Origin of the sequence: Janthinobacterium sp. NKUCC06_STL (assembly GCF_019345455.1) — a bacterium.
GTDB lineage: Bacteria > Pseudomonadota > Gammaproteobacteria > Burkholderiales > Burkholderiaceae_D > Janthinobacterium > Janthinobacterium rivuli.
On the sequence record NZ_JAHKQY010000001.1, the window covers coordinates 187,629 to 206,141 of the forward strand.

The 18,513-nt window shown below is 64.6% G+C and carries 14 protein-coding genes; 7 read left to right on the forward strand and 7 right to left on the reverse strand.

The features are described 5' to 3' along the window. Window positions 1-7: 7 nt before the first annotated feature. From KO539_RS00895 to KO539_RS00910, 4 genes are read right to left on the reverse strand one after another with little or no spacing between them, the layout of a single operon-like run. The gene (locus tag KO539_RS00895) at window positions 8-1,234 is read right to left on the reverse strand and encodes an NAD(P)/FAD-dependent oxidoreductase (protein ID WP_219306938.1); all 1,227 of its coding nucleotides are present in this window, start codon (window positions 1,232-1,234) and stop codon (window positions 8-10) included. Then, window positions 1,231-1,584 (reverse strand): nitrite reductase small subunit NirD, encoded by a 354-nt coding sequence (gene nirD, locus KO539_RS00900; RefSeq protein WP_219308525.1) that lies wholly within the window; start codon window positions 1,582-1,584, stop codon window positions 1,231-1,233. The genes KO539_RS00895 and nirD overlap by 4 nt, the downstream gene beginning before the upstream one ends. Window positions 1,585-1,596: 12 nt before the next feature. Beyond that, window positions 1,597-4,149 (reverse strand): nitrite reductase large subunit NirB, encoded by a 2,553-nt coding sequence (nirB, locus tag KO539_RS00905; protein WP_219306939.1) that lies wholly within the window; start codon window positions 4,147-4,149, stop codon window positions 1,597-1,599. A gap of 10 nt (window positions 4,150-4,159) precedes the next feature. Beyond that, window positions 4,160-5,470, reverse strand: a complete 1,311-nt coding sequence (locus KO539_RS00910; RefSeq protein ID WP_219306940.1) for an MFS transporter — start codon at window positions 5,468-5,470, stop codon at window positions 4,160-4,162. 420 nt (window positions 5,471-5,890) lie between these two features. Here KO539_RS00910 and KO539_RS00915 point away from each other — a divergent pair, with 420 nt between their 5' ends. Continuing rightward, a complete protein-coding gene (locus KO539_RS00915; protein ID WP_257626069.1) occupies window positions 5,891-7,513 on the forward strand; it encodes a CehA/McbA family metallohydrolase in 1,623 nt (540 codons plus the stop codon). On the opposite strand, the gene KO539_RS00920 is transcribed toward KO539_RS00915, so the two are convergent. Further along, window positions 7,497-8,429: a LysR family transcriptional regulator gene (locus KO539_RS00920; protein WP_219306942.1), complete on the reverse strand. Its 933-nt coding sequence runs from the start codon at window positions 8,427-8,429 to the stop codon at window positions 7,497-7,499. The two genes, KO539_RS00915 and KO539_RS00920, sit on opposite strands and share 17 nt — an antisense overlap. A 127-nt stretch (window positions 8,430-8,556) precedes the next feature. Here KO539_RS00920 and KO539_RS00925 point away from each other — a divergent pair, with 127 nt between their 5' ends. The 4 genes from KO539_RS00925 to KO539_RS00940 all read left to right on the forward strand — a co-directional run bounded on the left by KO539_RS00925 (window position 8,557) and on the right by KO539_RS00940 (window position 12,656). Further along, window positions 8,557-8,952 carry a RidA family protein gene (locus KO539_RS00925; protein ID WP_099400537.1) on the forward strand — a complete coding sequence of 132 codons (396 nt, stop codon included), beginning with the start codon at window positions 8,557-8,559 and terminating at the stop codon, window positions 8,950-8,952. A 126-nt stretch (window positions 8,953-9,078) separates the two neighbouring features. Further along, entirely contained in the window at window positions 9,079-9,714 is a 636-nt protein-coding gene (locus tag KO539_RS00930; RefSeq protein WP_219306943.1) for a DUF4304 domain-containing protein, read from the forward strand. Next, window positions 9,707-10,366 carry a hypothetical protein gene (locus tag KO539_RS00935; RefSeq protein ID WP_219306944.1) on the forward strand — a complete coding sequence of 220 codons (660 nt, stop codon included), beginning with the start codon at window positions 9,707-9,709 and terminating at the stop codon, window positions 10,364-10,366. The genes KO539_RS00930 and KO539_RS00935 overlap by 8 nt, the downstream gene beginning before the upstream one ends. 178 nt (window positions 10,367-10,544) lie before the next feature. Next, the gene (locus KO539_RS00940) at window positions 10,545-12,656 is read left to right on the forward strand and encodes a prolyl oligopeptidase family protein (RefSeq protein WP_257626070.1); all 2,112 of its coding nucleotides are present in this window, start codon (window positions 10,545-10,547) and stop codon (window positions 12,654-12,656) included. A gap of 270 nt (window positions 12,657-12,926) precedes the next feature. On the opposite strand, the gene KO539_RS00945 is transcribed toward KO539_RS00940, so the two are convergent. Next, a complete protein-coding gene (locus KO539_RS00945; RefSeq protein WP_035827701.1) occupies window positions 12,927-13,550 on the reverse strand; it encodes a glutathione S-transferase family protein in 624 nt (207 codons plus the stop codon). Between the two features lie 253 nt (window positions 13,551-13,803). Between KO539_RS00945 and KO539_RS00950 the strand changes: the two genes are divergently transcribed. Both KO539_RS00950 and KO539_RS00955 read left to right on the forward strand, forming a co-directional pair. Further along, window positions 13,804-16,497 (forward strand): M1 family metallopeptidase, encoded by a 2,694-nt coding sequence (locus KO539_RS00950; RefSeq protein ID WP_219306946.1) that lies wholly within the window; start codon window positions 13,804-13,806, stop codon window positions 16,495-16,497. Between the two features lie 550 nt (window positions 16,498-17,047). After that, window positions 17,048-17,770 carry a YceI family protein gene (locus KO539_RS00955; RefSeq protein ID WP_257626071.1) on the forward strand — a complete coding sequence of 241 codons (723 nt, stop codon included), beginning with the start codon at window positions 17,048-17,050 and terminating at the stop codon, window positions 17,768-17,770. Here KO539_RS00955 and KO539_RS00960 read toward each other — a convergent pair. Next, complete coding sequence (locus tag KO539_RS00960) at window positions 17,733-18,362, reverse strand: LysE family translocator (protein WP_034754929.1); 630 nt, start codon at window positions 18,360-18,362, stop codon at window positions 17,733-17,735. The genes KO539_RS00955 and KO539_RS00960 overlap by 38 nt on opposite strands. Window positions 18,363-18,513 lie beyond the last annotated feature (151 nt).

The window sequence follows — 18,513 nt, forward strand, 5'->3', positions numbered from 1 at the left end:
GGTCCTGTCAGGCGGCCTGGGCGCACAGCGCCTGGCCAAACAATAAATGGGCGCGCAGCTTGCTGATGTCGCGGCGCTGCTGGATCAGGTCGAAATACCAGGGACCGTCCTGCACGTCGCCATACAGCACGGCGCCAGCCAGGCGGCTGCCCTGCACCACCAGGCGCTTGTAGACGCCGCGGCGCGGATCGCGCAGCACCAGGTCTTCGCTGCCCTCGCCGCCGATGATGTCGCCGGCCGAGTACAGGTCGATGCCCGTCACTTTCAATTTGGTGGCGCTGGCCTGCTGCACGTAGCGGCGGTGGCCCGCGCCGGCCAGGTGGGCGCCGCACACGCGCGCCTGCTCCCAGATCGGCGCGACCAGGCCAAACGTGGCGCGCCGGTGCTGCACGCATTCGCCCACCGCGTACACGCGCGGGTCGTAGCTTTGCAGACAATCGTCAACGACGATGGCCCGTTCGCAGTGCAGGCCGGCCGCTTGCGCCAGCGCGATATTGGGGCGCACGCCGGCCGTCATCACCACCAGGTCGGCGGGGATCGACGTGCCATCGGCAAAACGCACGCCCCGCACGCGGTCGCTGCCGAGGATTTCCGCCGTTTGCGCGTGCATCAAAAAACGCAGGCCGCGCGCTTCCAGCGCCGTTTTTAGCAGCATCGACGCGGGTGCGTCCAGCTGCTGGTTCATCAGGGCGCCGCTCATGTGCACGACGGTGACGTCCATGCCCTGGCGCTGCAAGCCGTTGGCCGCTTCCAGTCCCAGCAAGCCGCCGCCGATGACCACCGCATGGCGGTGCGTGCGCGCCGCCTGCAGCATGGTATCGACGTCGCTGATATCGCGAAAACCGATCACGCCTGGCAGCGCATGGCCCGGCACGGGCACGATGAAGGGCGTGGAGCCGGTGGCCAGCAGCAGGCGGTCATAGGCGACCGTAATGCCGGACAGCGCTTGCACGGTGCGCGCCTGGCGGTCGATGCGCACCACGGGGTCGCCCGCATGCAGGGTGATGCCGTTGTGCGCATACCAGTCGCGCGTGTGCAGCATGATGTCGTCCACCGACTTTTCGCCGGCCAGCACCGGGGAGAGCAGGATGCGGTTGTAATTGCCGTGCGGTTCGGCGCCGAATACGGTGATGTCGTACAGGTCCGGCGCGAGTTTCAACAGTTCCTCGACCGTGCGCATGCCGGCCATGCCGTTGCCAACCACGACTAAAGACGGCCGCGCGGCGGTGTTCATATGGCCACCCACACCATGTCGGCAAACACGCGCGCGGGCCAGGCGGCAACCGAGTGTTCAGGCGCTTCGATGCACTCGCCGCTGGCCAGGTCGAAGTGCTGCTTGTAGATGGGCGAGGCCACGACGACGCGCTCGCCGATGCTGCCGACCAGGCCGCGCGACAGCACGGAAGCACCCGCGTTCGGGTCGACATTGTCGATGGCGTACACGCGCGGCGCGGCATCGCCGACGCGGAAGACGGCCACGTGGCGCCCATTCAGCAGCGCACACACACCCGTGTCGGGCACGATGTCAGCCAAGGGGCAGATGGAGACCCAGTTGTCGGCGCTGGCGCCGGAAAGTTCATTCATCGCGTTCATGCTTCACGCCTCCACGGCAAGGATGGGGATCACGGTGCTGCGGCGTTCCATCTCGGTAGCGGGCCGGATCTGGCCCCGCTCTTCGACGAACACCACGTTTTCATCGTTCTTCTCGCTGTTGACGAAATGGCGGAAGCGCTGGCGCACGGCGGGGTTGGACACGGCTTCCTTCCATTCGCAGGCGTAGGTGTCGACCACGTGCTGCATGTCCGCTTCCAGTTCCGCCGCCATGCCCAGGCTGTCGTCGATGATGACGCGCTTGAGATAATCGAGACCGCCTTCCAGATTGTCGCGCCACACGCTGGTGCGCTGCAGGCGGTCGGCCGTGCGCACGTAAAACATCAGGAAGCGGTCGACATAGCGCACCAGGGTGGCTTCATCAAGATCGGACGCCAGCAGCTCCGCATGGCGCGGCTTCATGCCGCCATTGCCGCAGACGTACAAATTCCAGCCCTTTTCCGTGGCGATCAGGCCGATGTCCTTGCCCTGCGCCTCGGCGCATTCGCGCGTGCAGCCGGAGACGCCGAACTTGATCTTGTGCGGCGTGCGCAAGCCCTTGTAGCGGTTTTCCAGCTGGATGGCAAAACCCACGCTGTCGGCCACGCCATAGCGGCACCAGGTGGAGCCGACGCACGATTTGACCGTGCGCAGCGACTTGCCGTAAGCGTGGCCCGACTCGAAACCGGCCGCGATCAGCTCTTCCCATATGGCCGGCAACTGATCGACTCTTGCGCCGAACAGGTCGACCCGCTGGCCGCCCGTGATCTTCGTATAGAGACCATATTTTTTCGCCACCATGCCCACGGCGATCAAGCCGTCGGCCGTCACTTCGCCGCCCGGCATGCGCGGCACCACCGAGTACGTGCCATCCTTCTGGATATTGCCGAGGAAGTAATCGTTACTGTCCTGCAGGCTGGCGTGTACGGGCGACAGCACGAAATCGTTCCAGCACGAAGCGAGGATATTCGCCGCCACGGGCTTGCACACGTCGCAACCAAGGCCCTGGCCATGCGCGCCCAGGAGTTCGCCGAAGCTGCGGATTTTGCCGACGCGTACCAGGTGGTGCAATTCCTGGCGCGAGTACGCAAAGTGCTCGCACACGTGATTGTTCACCATCAGGCCCTGCTTCTGCATTTCCGCCTTCATGATCTGCGTGACCAAAGGCACGCAGCCGCCGCACGCGGTGCCCGCTTTCGTGCAGCTTTTCAAGGCGGCTATGGTCGTGGCGCCATCGGCGACGGCCGCGCACAGCGCGCCCTTTGACACGTCGTTGCACGAGCAGATTTGCGCCGACTCGGGCAAGGCGTCCACGCCCAGGCCCACCTTTTGCTGGCCATCGGCCTGCGGCAGAATGAGAAATTCGGGGAACTCGGGCAGCTCGATTTTATTCAGCATCATCTGCAGCAAGGTGCCGTATTCGCTGGCGTCGCCCACCATCACGCCGCCGAGCAGGTATTTGCCGCAATCGGAGACGACGATTTTCTTGTAGATCTGCTTGCGTTCATCCATGAACTGGTAGGAGCGGCTGCCCGGCGCATTGCCGTGCGGGTCGCCCAGGCTGGCCACGTCCACACCCATCAGTTTGAGCTTGGTGCTCATGTCGGCGCCCTTGAACGTGGCTTCACCCTCTTCCTGGAGCACATGGCGCGCCGCGATGCGGGCCATTTCGTAGCCGGGCGCCACCAGGCCGAAGACCAGGCCGCCCCACAGCGCGCATTCACCGATCGCATAGATATCGGGGTCGGAGGTGACGCAGCTGTCGTCAATGGCGATGCCGCCGCGCGGTCCCACCTCCAGGCCGCAGGCGCGCGCCAGTTCGTCGCGCGGGCGGATGCCTGCCGAGAAGACGATCATGTCCGCTTCCAGGTGGCTGCCGTCGGCGAACTGCATGCGGTGCGTGGCCGCCTCGCCATCGACGATGGCCAGGGTATTTTTTTGCGTGTGCACGGTCACGCCCAGCTCTTCGATCTTGCGGCGCAGGACACGCGCGCCGCCCTCGTCGACCTGCACGGCCATCAGGCGCGGCGCGAATTCCACCACGTGGGTGTCCAGCTTCAAATCGCGCAAGGCTTTCGCGCATTCAAGGCCCAGCAATCCCCCGCCGATCACCACGCCCGTTTTGGACTTTCCACCCCAGGCCAGCATGGCTTCCAGGTCTTCGATGGTGCGGTAGACGAAGCAGCCATCCCTCTCCTTGCCGGGCAGCGGCGGCACGAACGGCGTCGAGCCGGTGGCGAACACCAGTTTGTCGTAGGCCAGCACTTCACCGGTGCTGACGGTGACGGTTTTCGCCACGCGGTCGATGGACACGGCGCGCGCATTGAGTTTCAGGACAACGTTGCCCTTGTCGAAAAAGCCGGGCGCCACCAGGGACAGGTCCTCGGCCGATTTGCCGCTGAAAAATTCGGACAAATGCACCCTGTCGTAGGCGGGGCGCGGCTCTTCGCACAAGACCGTCACGGACAGGCGCGTATTGTTTTCCAGCGCCAGCCGTTCAAGGAATTTATGTCCGACCATGCCATGGCCAAGGACGACGATGTTCAAGGGGTGGTTCATGCTTGTCTCCTCAGGCCGCGGCCATGTTCGGTTCGGCCGCTACACGGGTAAAGCGCACGGCGATGGCGCACAGGGCCGAGATCACGACCAAGGCGCTCAGGATGATCAGGGTCTGGCGGATGTCGCCCGTGCCCTTCATCAGGAATCCGGCCGCCACTGCGCCCACGTTGCCGCCGGCGCCGATGATGCCGGCCACGCCGCCCAGTGCCTTGCTGTCGATGAAAGGCACCAGCGCGTAGGTCGCGCCGCACGCCATGTGGGTGAACAGGCCGAAGACCAGCATGGCGATGACGGCCCAGGTGACGCTGTCAACCTTGGCAAACCACAGCAGGCCCACGCCTTCGCCGATCATCAGCATGAACAGCAGGGTGACGCGGCTGTTCAGGTTGCCGCGCAAGGCCAGCTTGTCGGACATCCAGCCGCCCAAGGCACGGGCAAACAGGGCCAGCAAGCCGAAGCTGCCGGCGGCCAGGCCGGCCGATTTCAGGGACAGGCCGAAATGGTCGACGTAATACACGGCGGCGATGTTGTGGATGAAGATTTCGATGCCGAAGCAGGCGCCGTAGGTGACGAACAGCAGCCAGACGCGGTAGTTGGAACTGGCCGCCTTGAAACTGTCCCAGCCGCCGGCCGGAGCATGTCCGGCCTTGCCACCTTCGATGGCCACGCCTGCGGCGCGCAAGTCCGAGTAATTACCTTCAGGGCAATCCTGCGTATAGCGCCAGTAGAGAACGGCCATCACCAGCATCAGCACGCCCGGCACCAGCAGGGCCACGCGCCAGCCCAGCGATTCGGACACGCCCAGCATGACTACGGCACCGAGCAGCAGCGGCATCAGCGCCTGCGCCGCACCGCCGCCCGCATTGCCCCAGCCGGCGGCGGCCGCGTTGGCCGTGCCGACAACACGCGGGGCGAACATCACGGAGGTGTGATATTGCGTGATGACAAAGCTGGCGCCGACGGCGCCGATGCCCAGGCGGAAGAACAGAAAGCTTTCATAGCTTTGCGAAGCGGCCACGCCCAGCACGGGAATGGCGCCCAGCAGCAGCAAGCCCGTGTAGGTCTTGCGCGGGCCGTAGCGGTCGCACAAGGGCCCGACGATCAGACGCACGAGGATGGTGATGGCGACGGCCGCGATATTGATGTTCGCCACTTGCGCCAAGGAAAGGCCGAACTCGCCCTTGATGACCGGCATCAGGGGAGCGCAGGCGAACCAGGCGAAGAAACACACGAAGAATGCCATCCACGTCAGGTGGAATGCGCGCATGGGCGGCGTGGCGAGGGAGAAGAGCGCGATGCGCGTTGCTTTTTGGCTGGCCATATAGGTTCCCGAAGTATCCCGAAAATAACAAAAATGCAAACAAAAACGGCGCCCGCCCCCGCCGATGAAAAATCAGCCTGGGCGGACGCCGTTGTCCATGTGGTCCGTCGTTGGACCGTTGTGCGTTTATTCAGGGGATCGCCGTTGATCCGTAACTCTTGTGTAGCAAGCGCCGTGCCAGCTTGCCGCACGGGCAGACGCCCTTATCGATACGAGGTTTGCGCCAGATCATGGCCAATCACGGTGCAAACGCGCCACTTGCTGGTGCATGCGGGAACCAGCAAGTGGCAACTCTTGTCTAAGTACTATCTGAAGCAGTAGCGGGAGGCCACGATGGTCAAGACACTGCGGCGTCGTTTATCGCTCCCTTGGCCACCCTGGCCGTCATGGCTGGCATGTGCGTGCGCCGGACTGTTACTGATGGCGTGGAGTAACACTGCCGCCGCGCAAGAGACTAAGGAACACAGCGAGCTCGATGCCACCGTCGTCGCGCCCTTTCAGGCCGCGCGCGGCGAGCGGGTCACGCAGGCGCGCACATTTGTCCTGCGCCTCGCCTATCCTGACGCAGGCCGCACCCATGCCGTGCGCTGGAGCCTGACCCTGTTCGGCCCCGGCCCTCAAGGGGCCGTGCTGCGGCGCTGGTCGGGCACGGAACAGGTGGGGACCAAAGGCAAAAGCGTGAACTTGCCCTGGGATGGCCGCGCCGACGCCGATGCGCGCGAACGCAGGGTGCTGGCGCCGGACGGCTTGTACGAACTGCGCCTGCTGGCCGTGGCCGATGCCGGCACGCCGCAGGAGGCGCAGGTGGAACAGCAATGGCCCGTCCAGGTGAAGCGTGGCGCCAGCACGGCGCCCAGGGTGAGCGCCTTCCAGGCCGGCCTGCAACAACTGCCCAGCCTGGAAGGCCAGCCCGCCTACCGCATCGTCTACGCCAACCTGCATAGCCAGACGCGCCACAGCGACGGCGGCGCGGCGCTCGACGCCTGCCGTGGCGCGCAAGACCCGCAAACGGCGCCCTTCGGCCCCATCGATGCCTATAAATATGCGCAAGAACACGGACTCGACGCCCTGCTGACATCCGAGCACAACCATATGTACGACGGTTCCGACGGCACCAACGCCGCTGCCACTGCTGCCGAAGCGACAGCCCTGTACCAGACGGGCCTGGCCGAAGCGGCCGCGTATTCGGCCGCCCACCCCGGCTTTCTGGCCCTGTACGGCATGGAATGGGGCGTCATCAACAAGGGCGGCCACCTGAACATTTTCAATAGCGAGCAATTGCTGGGCTGGGAAAAAAATGCCAGCGGCGAATTGCTGGCCGACGTGGAAACGCCGAAGGGCGATTACGCGGGCCTGTACCGTTTGATGCGCGAACGGGGCTGGATCGGCCAGTTCAACCACCCGGCGCCAGCGGGCCAGTTTCTCGTCAACGGCCAGCCGCTCGGCTACACGCCGGACGGCGACGCGGCCATGGTGCTGTGCGAAGTGATGAACACCTCCGCGTTTTCCACGAATGACGAGGAAACGGAAAACCGGCGCAGCAATTACGAGGCGGCCTGCAACCGTGCCCTGGCGGCCGGCTACCACGTGGCCTTCAGCAGCAACCAGGACAACCACTGCGCCAACTGGGGCGCGTCGTATGGCAACCGCACGGCCGTGCTGGTGGCCAGCCCGGCCGCCGGCATGCCCGTTTCACGCGACAGCTTCCTCGACGCGCTGCACGCGCGCCGCGTCTACGCCACCATGGACAAGCACGCGCAACTGCTGTTCACGGCCAACGGCAAGCTGATGGGCGAGCGCTTCGACAACCACGGCCCCTTGCGCCTGGCCATCCATTTCAGCAACAGCGCGGGACGGCAAGCGGCCGATGTCGCAATCTTCCACGGCGTACCGGGCGGCAACGGTTCCGTTACCCCCATCTCGGACCAGGCCGAGCTCACCGTCACGCCCGCGCCCGGCCCCCATTTCTATTACGCACGCCTGACGCAGGACGATGGCAACATCGTCTGGTCGGCGCCCGTGTGGGTCAATCAGTTGCCGTGATGGCGGCAGGGCGGGCGGCATGCCGGGCCATCAGTTCGGCCACCCAGTCGATAAAGACGCGCAGTTTCTTGCTGACATGGCGGTTCGGCGGATAGGCGAGATATAGCGGCATGGGATCGACCGTCCATGCCGGGAACAGCGGCAGCAGCTCGCCCCTGGCCACGTGCGGGCGCGCCATATAATCGGGCAGCCACAGCACGCCCATCCCCGCCACCCCGGCCGCCAGGTAGGCGTTGCCGTCGTCGATCGACAGCACGTACTGGCCATGGATCTTGACGCTCTGGCCCTCGCGGTGCATCACGTAGGGAAAGCCGTTGCCGCTGCGCCCCCAGCGAAAGCGCACGATGCGGTGCGCGCTGTCCTGCAAGTCCAGCGGATGCAAGGGCGTGCCCACCCGTTGCAGGTAGGCCGGCGCCGCATACACGCCCAGCGGCAAGTCGGCGAGCTTGCGCGCCATCAGCGACTGGTCGGTGATGTCACCGCCGCGTATCACGCAATCGACATTGTCGGCGATCACGTCGACCATGCGGTCGCTGGCGCCCATGTCGAGCACGATATCGGGATACAGCGCATGAAACCCGGGCAGCGCCGGCACCAGCAGCAAGGCGGCGAGCGGACTGGGCACGTCCACCCGTAACTGGCCCTGCGGCAAGGCGGCGGCGTGCGGCAAGCTCGTTTCAATTTCTTCCAGGGTATCGAGCACCTGCACGATGCGCTCGTAGTAGGCGGCGCCATCGGCCGTCACATTGACCTTGCGCGTGGTGCGGTTCAGCAGTTTCAGGCGCAGCCGCGCCTCGAGCTGCTGCACCAGCTGCGTCACCGTGGTGCGACTCATGTGCAAGGTCGCGGCAGCCCGCGTAAAACTGCCTGTCTCGACCACCCGCACGAACGCCTTCATCGCATCAAACCTGTCCATCCGCACCTCCGCCATTCGATTGTTTGGATTATACAAACAGTGCAGACGATTCTGGCCGCTTTATCAGCAGGCCGGCAGCAGATAAAGTGTTCTCCAGGCAGCAACTTCGCTGCATCAAAAAGGAAAGCTGATGAAACGCGACGTCGTATTCCCTCCGGGCCGCCAAGCCCTGTATGAACAGAACCGTTATTCGCCCGCCGTGCGCGCCAACGGCCTGCTGTTTGTCTCCGGCCAGGTCGGCAGCCGCGAAGACGGCTCGCCCGAACCCGGACTCGAGGCCCAGGTCCGGCGCGCCTTCGACAACCTGAACGCCATCTTGCAAGCCGCCGGCTGCACTTTCGACGACGTGCAGGACGTGACCATTTTTATCGTCGACCCGCAAGCTAACTTCCAGCGCATCTGGGATATCGTGCAGGCAGAGTATTGGGGCCAGGCGCCGCACCCGACGGTCACGGCTGTGGGCGTGACGTGGCTGTATGGTTTCCAGTTCGAGATCAAGGTGGTGGCAAAGCTGCCTGGCTAGCACTCTGCGTCCGGAGGCGCGCAGGAGAAATAGCGGCAGGTTTTCGCTCGCACGATTGCCCGCCGCAAGGTGCGCTGGCACTGATCTATGGCAACATTGCGCAACCGCCCCATGCCAGGAAATGGAATGAAACCAAAAGCGCTGATCATCGCCAATATTGAAGCGTACTTGCTGGAGCCGCTGAGCGCAGCTGGCTTCAAGTTCTCGCCTAGCCAGCTGACCTTCAAGCGAGCACAGGACGAATTCGTCCAGGCCATCCATTTCCAGGCCAACCGCCATAACGAAGAGGATGTCTGCGCAGCATTCTGGAGCCACTATCAGGTCTCGTCCAGAGCCTGTACAAGCTGGCACAAGGCGCGTTACGGCTATGAACCTGTCAACAATATCGTTGGCGAGGTGGCGGACTGGAATATCAAAAACTGGCAATTCCCTGTCATCGATGGCAAACAGGACAAAGAACACCAGCTCGTCGATCCGGCCCATCGGGCAACAGTCATGGCCTGCCTGCGGGACAATCTGCTGGAGTTGGCCCTTCCCTGGCTAGACCACCATTCCAACTGGGAAAATGCCGCCCTGGCCCTGGTCGAAGCGCATGACTCGCATGCCAGAGCCTGCGATTTTTATCTGATGGCCGGCAAGCAGGAACAAGCCTTGTGGGCCTTGAACGAAGGCATTGCCTACTGGGAAAGAAACCCCAAGGCATCTTATCCGCAAGAAAAAGAGGAGATCGCTTTGCGGATGGAGAAATACGTCCATGCCTGAAATCACGTGCCCCTACGACGGCGACTGCGGGCGCCGCTTCGCCCCCAGCGCAATGGATGCCGCGGATGGCGCGTTTTTAACAACGGCCATCGCCAAAAAAATGACCTTCATGTTCCTGCACTGCCCCGCATGTGCAAGGATGTTCCAGTTCAATCCCGTCGCCTGGACGGCGCAGGCTTGCGAGGCGGTCGCGCCGAAGGCCGCGCGGGTAGCGAAGAAAAGCGGCAAGCAGCTGGAAAAATTGCTGGCAAGGGAAAAAGTGGCCCTGCCCCTGGCCTATCTCGAGCACCTGCGCAGTGGAAAATCGCGTTCCGATGTGGCGATTTTCACGGATGAAGATCACTTCACGCTGTACAGACTGGACCAGCTGTGTCAGGACGTCGAGGTGGATGGAACCAAGTATCTGGCAGTCCGGCAGCTGGCAGGCTTTGCGCTGGCCCTGGCGCAAGCGGCGGGAACGGCTTCGAAGCAGGCGGCACCATTCAGTCCTGCCGAGCTGGCGGCTTGCCTGGCCATCGGCGAGGAAGCCACGCGCATCCTGTTCATCGACAGCCGCGACAACGATACATTGTGGATTTATCACCCTGACGGCGGCGATGTCGACAGGACGCGGCTCACAGTGAGTGCATTGCTCGGGCCTGGCGCCCCTTGAGGGCGCAACACGCCGCAGATTCTGCGGCCTGCCTCCATTCCAGCAAACAATATTTGAAAAACATGTTATTTTTTAAATAGTCGTTCATAGACACTGGTTCCCCGCAGCAATCCATGGCACCATGGATGCGCCGCTTTGCCTGCAACGCGGCCTCCATCGGACCAACCAGGAACCCTCTATGTCGTCATATCGCACTCTCGCCGGCAGCATGCTGCTCGGCCTGGCCGCAGCGGGCATTGCCCATGCGCAAGCTCCTTCCCCCGCCGCCGCCGCTGCTCCGGCCGATCCCCATTTGTGGCTGGAAGAAGTCCTCGGCGACAAGCCGCTGGCCTGGGTCAGGCAGCACAACGCCGTCGCCACCAAAGAGCTGGAGGCCCAGCCCGGCTTCCCGGCCCTGCAGGCGCGCCTGAAAACCATCCTCAACTCGAAGGAACGCATTCCCTACGTCAGCAAGGAAGGCGAGTTTTACTACAACTTCTGGCGCGATGCCCAGCACGTGCGCGGCATCTGGCGCCGCACCACGCTGGCGCAGTACCAGCTGGCCGAACCCGCCTGGGAAACCGTGATCGACCTCGACCAGCTGGCCGCCGGCGAGAGTGAAAACTGGGTCTGGGGCGGCGCCTCCTGCCTGTATCCGAAAGGCGAACGCTGCCTCATTTCCCTGTCGCGCGGCGGCGGCGACGCCAAGGTGGTGCGCGAATACGACGTGGCCAAGCGCGCCTTTGTCGACGGCGGCTTCACCCTGCCCGAAGCGAAGGGCAGCGCCAGCTGGATTGACCAGGATACCCTGTTCGTCTCCACCGATTTCGGCCCCGGCTCGATGACCAGCTCCGGCTACCCGCGCATCATCAAGCAGTGGCAGCGCGGCACGCCGCTGGCGCAGGCGCAAACGCTGTATGAAGCCAAGCCCGACGACCTGAGCGCCGGCGCCTACAAGGATTTCACGCCCGGCCACGAACACCAGTTCATCGAGCGGCAAATCGATTTCTACAGCGGCGAAATGTTCCTGCGCGACGGCGCCGAATTGAGAAAAGTGCCGAAACCGGACGACTCCACGGCCTTCACCGTGCGCGACCAGCTGGTCATCACCCTGCGCTCGGACTGGAAGGTCAATGGCAAGACCTATGTGCAAGGCTCCTTGCTGGCCACGGATTTCAAGGCCTTCATGCAAGGCAAGCAGGAACTGGAAGTGCTGTACGCGCCCACGGCCACGTCGTCGCTGGACAATGTCACGGCGACCAAGTCGGCCATCCTCGTGACCACCCTGGACAAAGTGAAAAACCGCCTGACGGAACTGCGCCACGTGAACGGCAAGTGGCAGCGCCGCGCCGTCGATGCGCCGAAGCTGGGCACCCTGGCCGTCAGCGCGCTCGACCCGGTCGAATCGGACCAGTACTTCCTGACGGTGACCGACTTCCTCAACCCGACCACCCTCTACCTGGCCACGGCGCAAAGCGACAAGCGCACGAAAATCAAGTCGCTGCCCGCCTACTACGACGCGGCGCCATACAAGGTGGAGCAGTTCGAATCGACGTCGAAGGATGGCACGAAGGTGCCGTATTTCGCCATCATGGGCAAGAAGACCAAGTTCGATGGCAGCAACCCCACCGTGCTGTATGGCTATGGCGGCTTCGAAGTGTCGCTGAAACCGAGCTACAGCGGCACCACGGGCGTGGCGTGGCTGGAAAAAGGCGGCGTGTACGTGCTGGCGAATATCCGCGGCGGCGGCGAGTTCGGTCCCCGCTGGCACCAGGCAGCATTGAAGGAAAACCGCCAGCGCGCGTATGACGATTTCATCTCGGTGGCGCAGGATCTGATCAAGCGCAAGGTCACCAGCCCTCGCCACCTGGGCATCATGGGCGGCAGCAATGGCGGCCTGCTGACGGGCGCCGTGCTGGTGCAGCGTCCCGACCTGTTCAACGCCGTCGTCAGCCAGGTGCCGCTGCTTGACATGCGCCGCTATAACAAGATGCTGGCGGGCGCCTCGTGGATGGGAGAATACGGCGACCCGGACGTGGCGGAGCAATGGGCCTACATCAGCAAGTACTCGCCGTACCAGAACGTCTTCAAGGACAAGAAATATCCGCGCGTGCTGTTTACCACCTCGACGCGTGACGACCGGGTCCACCCCGGCCATGCGCGCAAGATGGTGGCGAAGATGGAAGAGCAAGGCCACGACGTGCTGTACTGGGAAAACACGGAAGGCGGCCATGCGGGCGCGGCCAACAACGACCAGCAGGCACTGATGTGGGCGCTGACCTACACCTTCCTGCTGGAGCAGCTGAAGTAAAGTGGTGGTGTCGGATTACGCGCTCACGCGCCTCGGCGGCCCCGCTAATCCGACCTGCCCGGCATATCGGCCGTCAAAGCCGTAGGTCGGGTTAGCCCAAAGGGCGTAAGCCGACAACATTGTTGGCTTGCGTCCGTGGTGGTGTCGGATTACGCGCTCACGCTCTAATCCGACCTACCCGGCATATCGGCCGTCAAAGCCGTAGGTCGGGTTAGCCCACCGGGCGTAACCCGACAAACATTGTTGACTTGGGCCGGTGCCAAAATATCCTTACTTCGCCTGCGCGCTGGGGCGTTCCGCGATGCGGTCGCGGTAGGCCTGCAAGTTCTGCAAGCCTTCCGCGCCGGGCCGGTACTTCATCAGGCCGCGCGCGAATTCCAGCGCGCAGAAGGCCGTGATGTCGGCAATCGTGAAACGCTCGCCGGCGATGTACGGCTGTTGCGCCAGCACCTGGTCCAGCCATTGCGCCGTCTCGCGCAGCTTGCCCGCTTGCGCCGTGGCGAAATCGGGAAACTGCGGGTTTTCCAGCGCCACCAGGGCCGGATGGCCGTGGCGCACCCAGTTGGCGGCGGCGCTGAACAAATGCAGCTCCACGCGGCGGTCGGCCATCTCGATAAACGCGCGCTCCTCGAAGCCTTCGCCCATCAGATTCGGCTGCGGCTGCAAGCCTTCCAGGTAAGTGCAGATGGCGCGCGTCTCGGTCAGCACGCGCCCATCGTCCAGTTCCAGCACGGGCACGCGGCCCAGCGGGTTTTTCGCCAGGAAGGCGGGATCGCGGTGCTGGCCCGCCATCAGGTCGAGCGCCACTTCCTCGATGCCGGTGATGCCCTTCTCGGCGATGAACATGGTGACGCGGCGCGGATTGGGCGTGCGGGGGCTGATGGTCAGTTTCATGTGCTTGGGTCTCGTCTCGTTATGGTGTTGGACTATCGGCTGCGGCACCAGCCTGTGGCAATGCAGCCAGGCGCCCATCATACCAGCGCACCGCCATGGTGCGGCATCCCTGGCGCGTTGACTTTGCCCCCGTTTCCACTTAGATTGCTGTACGGGAACGCTGGCTGTCAGTTCAGCGATGTCCCGCTACCGCCATCCACGCTCGCGGCCTACCTGGCTGGCGGGCGTTTTACCCATGAACGAAGGGCATACCATGCATCGCACACCGACTCCGCGTTTCCGCCGCAGCCAACTGGCCGCCGCCGTCCTGGCACTGACCGCCGTTACCGCCTTTACCACGGGCCACGCCGCCCCCGCCGCCAAATACGCCTCGGCCAGCCACGCCCTCGGCACCACCACGCAGCTGCCGCGCGGCGTCACGCCCTTGCACTATGCGCTGTCGATCACGCCGGATGCCGCCGCCTCGACCTTCAAGGGCGCAGCCGCCATCAAGGTCGCCGTCGACGCGCCGACCAGCAGCATCACCTTCAATGCCCTGAACCTGGCGTTTTCCGGCGCCGCCATCGAAGGCGCGGGCGGCAGCAAGCAGGTGATGCGCAAGATCGATATCGATGCGGACAAGCAGACGGCCACCGTGCATTTCGCCCAGCCGCTGGCCAAGGGCGAGTACCTGTTGCGCATCGACTACAGCGGCAAGATCGGCACGCAGGCCACGGGCCTGTTCTCGCTCGACTACGATACGCCGCAAGGACGCCAGCGCGCGCTGTACACGCAGTTCGAAAATTCGGACGCGCGCAGCATGCTGCCGTCGTGGGATGAACCGGACTACAAGGCCACCTTCGCGCTGGACGTGATCGTCCCGAGCAGCCAGATGGCCGTCGGCAACATGCCGGTCGCCAGCAGCGAAGACCTGGGCAATGGCACCAAGCACGTGCGCTTCGCCACCACGCCGCGCATGTCGACGTATCTGCTGTTCTTCGGCCTGGGCGACTTCGAGCGCGCCACGGCCATGAGCGACGGCACGGAAATAGGCGTCATCACGAAGAAGGGCGCGCTGGCGCAAAGCCGCTTCGCGCTCGACGAATCAGCCGCCCTGCTGCGCGAATACAACGATTATTTCGGCGTGCGCTACCCGCTGCCCAAGCTCGACAACATCGCCGCGCCGGGCCGCAGCCAGTTCTTCGGCGCCATGGAAAACTGGGGCGCCGTCTTCACCTTCGAATACGGCCTGCTGCTCGACCCGACCATCTCGACGCAGACCGACAAGGAAAACATCTACACCACCCTGTCGCATGAAATGGCGCACCAGTGGTTCGGCGACCTGGTCACCATGCGCTGGTGGGACGACCTGTGGCTCAACGAAGGCTTTGCGTCGTGGATGGAAAGCCGCACGACGGAGCGTCTGCACCCCGAGTGGAACACGGCCCTGTCCAACGTCGGCGGGCGCGAATCGGCCATGAGCCAGGATGCGCTGCGCACCACGCACCCGGTGGTGCAGCGCATCGCCACCGTGGAACAGGCCAGCCAGGCCTTCGACGGCATCACCTATCAAAAAGGCGAAGCGGTGATCCGCATGCTCGAAGCGTATGTCGGCGCCGACACGTGGCGCACGGCCGTGCGCAACTACATGCGCAAGCATGCGTATGGCAATACGGTGTCGGACGACCTGTGGCGCGAAGTCGATGCGGCCGCCGGCAAGCCCGTCAGCGCCATCGCCCATGATTTCACCCTGCAGCCGGGCGTGCCGATGATCACCGTGAGCGACGCCGTATGCAGCAAGGGCAATACGCGCGTGACCTTGACGCAGACGGAGTTTTCCAAGGACCAGCCGGACAAGAAGCCGCTGTCGTGGAAAGTGCCGGTGATCGCCTCGACGGTCGGCAACGGCAAGCTGGCCAAGGTGGTGCTCAAGGATGGCAAAGCGACCCTGAACGTGCCCGGTTGCGGCGCCTTGCTGGTGAACGCGGGCCAGAGCGGCTACTACCGCACCCTGTATGCGCCCACCGGCACGCGCGCGCTGGCGGGCAGCTTCGCGCGCCTGGCGCCGATCGACCAACTGGGCTTGCTGGCGGACAGCCAGTCGCTGGGCATGGCGGGCTTGCAGGACCCGGCCGGCTTCCTGGAACTGGTGAAGGCCACGCCGCTGTCGGCCGACCCGCAAGTGCTGGGCCGGGTGGCCGCATCGCTGAACGGCCTGTATGAGCAGTACGCGGGCGACCCTGCGCGCCAGCAGGCTTTTGGCCGCTTCGCCATGGCCCGCCTGGCACCGATGATGGCGCAGACGGGCTGGGAAGCGCGTGCCGGCGAAGCGTCCAGCGTGGCGACCCTGCGCGGGCGCCTGATTGCCATCCTTGGCGACATGGGCGAACCGGGCGTGATCGCGGAAGCGCGCCGCCGCTACGCGGCCAGCGAACAGGATCCCTCCGCCATGCCCGCGCCGCTGCGCCGCACCATCCTGGGCGTCGTGGCCCAGCATGCGGATGCCGCCACCTGGGAGCAGCTGCACGCCAAGGCGCAGCAGGAAAAGACGCCGCTGGTCAAGAACCAGCTGTACGACCTGCTGGCGTCGACCGACGATGCCGCCCTGGCGCAGCGCGCGCTGGCGCTGGCGCTGACAGATGAACCAGGCGTGACCAACAGCCCGGCCATGATCTCGCGCGTGTCGCGCAGGCATCCGGAACTGGCCTTCGACTTCGCGCTGGCGCACCTGGAGCAAGTCAATGCGCGCGTCGACGCCAGTTCGCGCAGCCGCTACTTCCCGCGCCTGGCGGCCGGTTCGGCGCAGCCGGACATGATCGCCAAGCTGGAAGCATATGCGCAGGCCAACCTGCCGGCCAGCGCGCGCGGCGACGCCGACAGTTCCGTGGCCGGCATCAAGTACCGCATCAAGGTGCGCGCCGAGCGCCTGCCGGCCGTCGATGCGTGGCTGGCCAAGCAAACGGGCTAAGCGCCCGCGCCCGGCGCCGCAGGACGGCGCCGCCGGGCATTTTCCAGCCCAGTACGAAAATCCGGGCAAAAAAAACCGGCTTCGCAAAGTGCGGTAGCCGGTTGAAACGCTGTTTCAGAGCGCAGGGATAAAACGGAAAACACATGAAAAAGTGGAAATCGTGCCGGTCATTGAGGTGTCCGGCAACCTTGCGCCCGGGGTTTCCGTGCGCCATGTATCCACTATGCCAGTCCTTCCCTCGGGCAGGCTTAGGACTTCATTAAATCGCTGGCCGTTTCCTGTTTTTCCCCGCTTTGCTTGCCCGCGTGGCAATATTTCCTGCCGCGCCAGCCTGTCTGGTGCCGATGGTTGAGCTCACCGGCTAAGCTGTTGAGTCATGCCTGCATCCTATCGCTCCCGGAACGTAGTGATTTGCGCACCGCATGCTGTGTGCCAACAAAAGCATCATAACAGCGCCATATGACCGCCTTATGACGCAGCTCTAACATTGCACGCGCGCCGCCGTGCGGATCGCGTACTATTCCCCCATCGCCCTTGCCCCGTCTGCCCCATGTTCAGCCAGAACCTTCGCACCGTTTTTCTGCTTGCCTGCGCCGTGCTGGCCGCTTGCACGCCCTTGCCGCACACACCAACTCCTGCACCGGCCGCTCCTGCCACCATCCCCGCGCCAGCGTGGCAGCGGCAAGGCGTGCACCTGCTGCACATCGCGCCCGAAGAATCCCTGCTGACCATCACCGTGCGCCGCGGCGGCGCGCTGGCGCGGCTCGGGCATGACCACGTGGTGGCCAGCCGCAGCCTGCAAGGCGTGGTGGCGCCCGCGCTGGGACGTGCGCAGTTCCGCTTCCGGCTCGACGAGCTGCGTGTGGATGAAGCAAGCCTGCGCCAGGCCGCCGGCCTGACGACGACGCCGTCGGCCGACGCCATCGCTGGCACGCGCCACAACATGCTGGTGCGCGTGCTCGAGGCGGAACGCTATCCGTGGGTGAGCATCGACGCGCGCCGCACGGGCGACAAGGAGGTGTTTGACGCCGACATCACCCTGCATGGCGTGACGCGCACGGTGCAGCTGCCGGTGCGGATCGAGCAAGCGGCCGATGGACGCCGCCTGCAGGCCAGCGGCAGCCTGCTGCTGAAACAGAGCGACTTCGGCATCGTGCCGTTTGCCGTCCTGGGCGGCGCCATGGCCGTGCAGGATCAGATGGAACTGGCATTTCGCATCACCGCCCGGCAGGAGGTCAGCGCGCCAGGATCAGGCGCAAGCCCAGGCCGATGAAAATGGTGCCGGCCACCCGGTCCAGCCACAGGCCGGCGCGCGGGCGGCGGTTGAGCCACAGGCCGACGGCGCCGGAAAAATAGCCGAGCAGGCCGAACAGCACGCAAGCCTGCGCCGTGAAGACCAGGCCCAGTTGCGCCGTCTGCCAGCTGGCATTGCCCTGGCCCGCGACGATGAACTGCGGCAGGAACGAGAGAAAAAACAGCACGACTTTCGGATTGATACTGTTGGCAAACAAGCCCTTGCCGAACAGGCGCAGCAAGGACTCGTCCGGCAAGGCGGCCGCGCCATCGACTCTGGCGCCGCCACGGCTGCGCAAGGCGCCGATGCCCAGCCACACCAGATATAGCCCGCCAGCCACTTTCAGCGCGGTAAATGCGGTGGGCGAGGCGGCCAGCAGGGCGGACACGCCGATGGTCGCCAGCACGGTGTGCGTGAGGCAGCCAAGGGCGCAGCCCAGGCCGAACGCCATGCCCTGGCGGCGCCCGCGCGACATGCCCACGCCCAGCACCATCAGGTTGTCGGGGCCGGGACTGGCGGTAATGAGGACGGCGGCGGCCAGGAAGGCCAGGAACTGGTCGGGACTGAGCATGAAGATCTCGCGGGCAAAGGCGCCATGATACCGGAGCGGGCGCCATGCCTGCAGGACATGAAATTGCCGTATGTCACCGAGAGTCGATTAAAATGGGCACTCCACAGCAAACGGCGTTGCCGCCGGTTCCCGCGCGACCATCACCCAACCC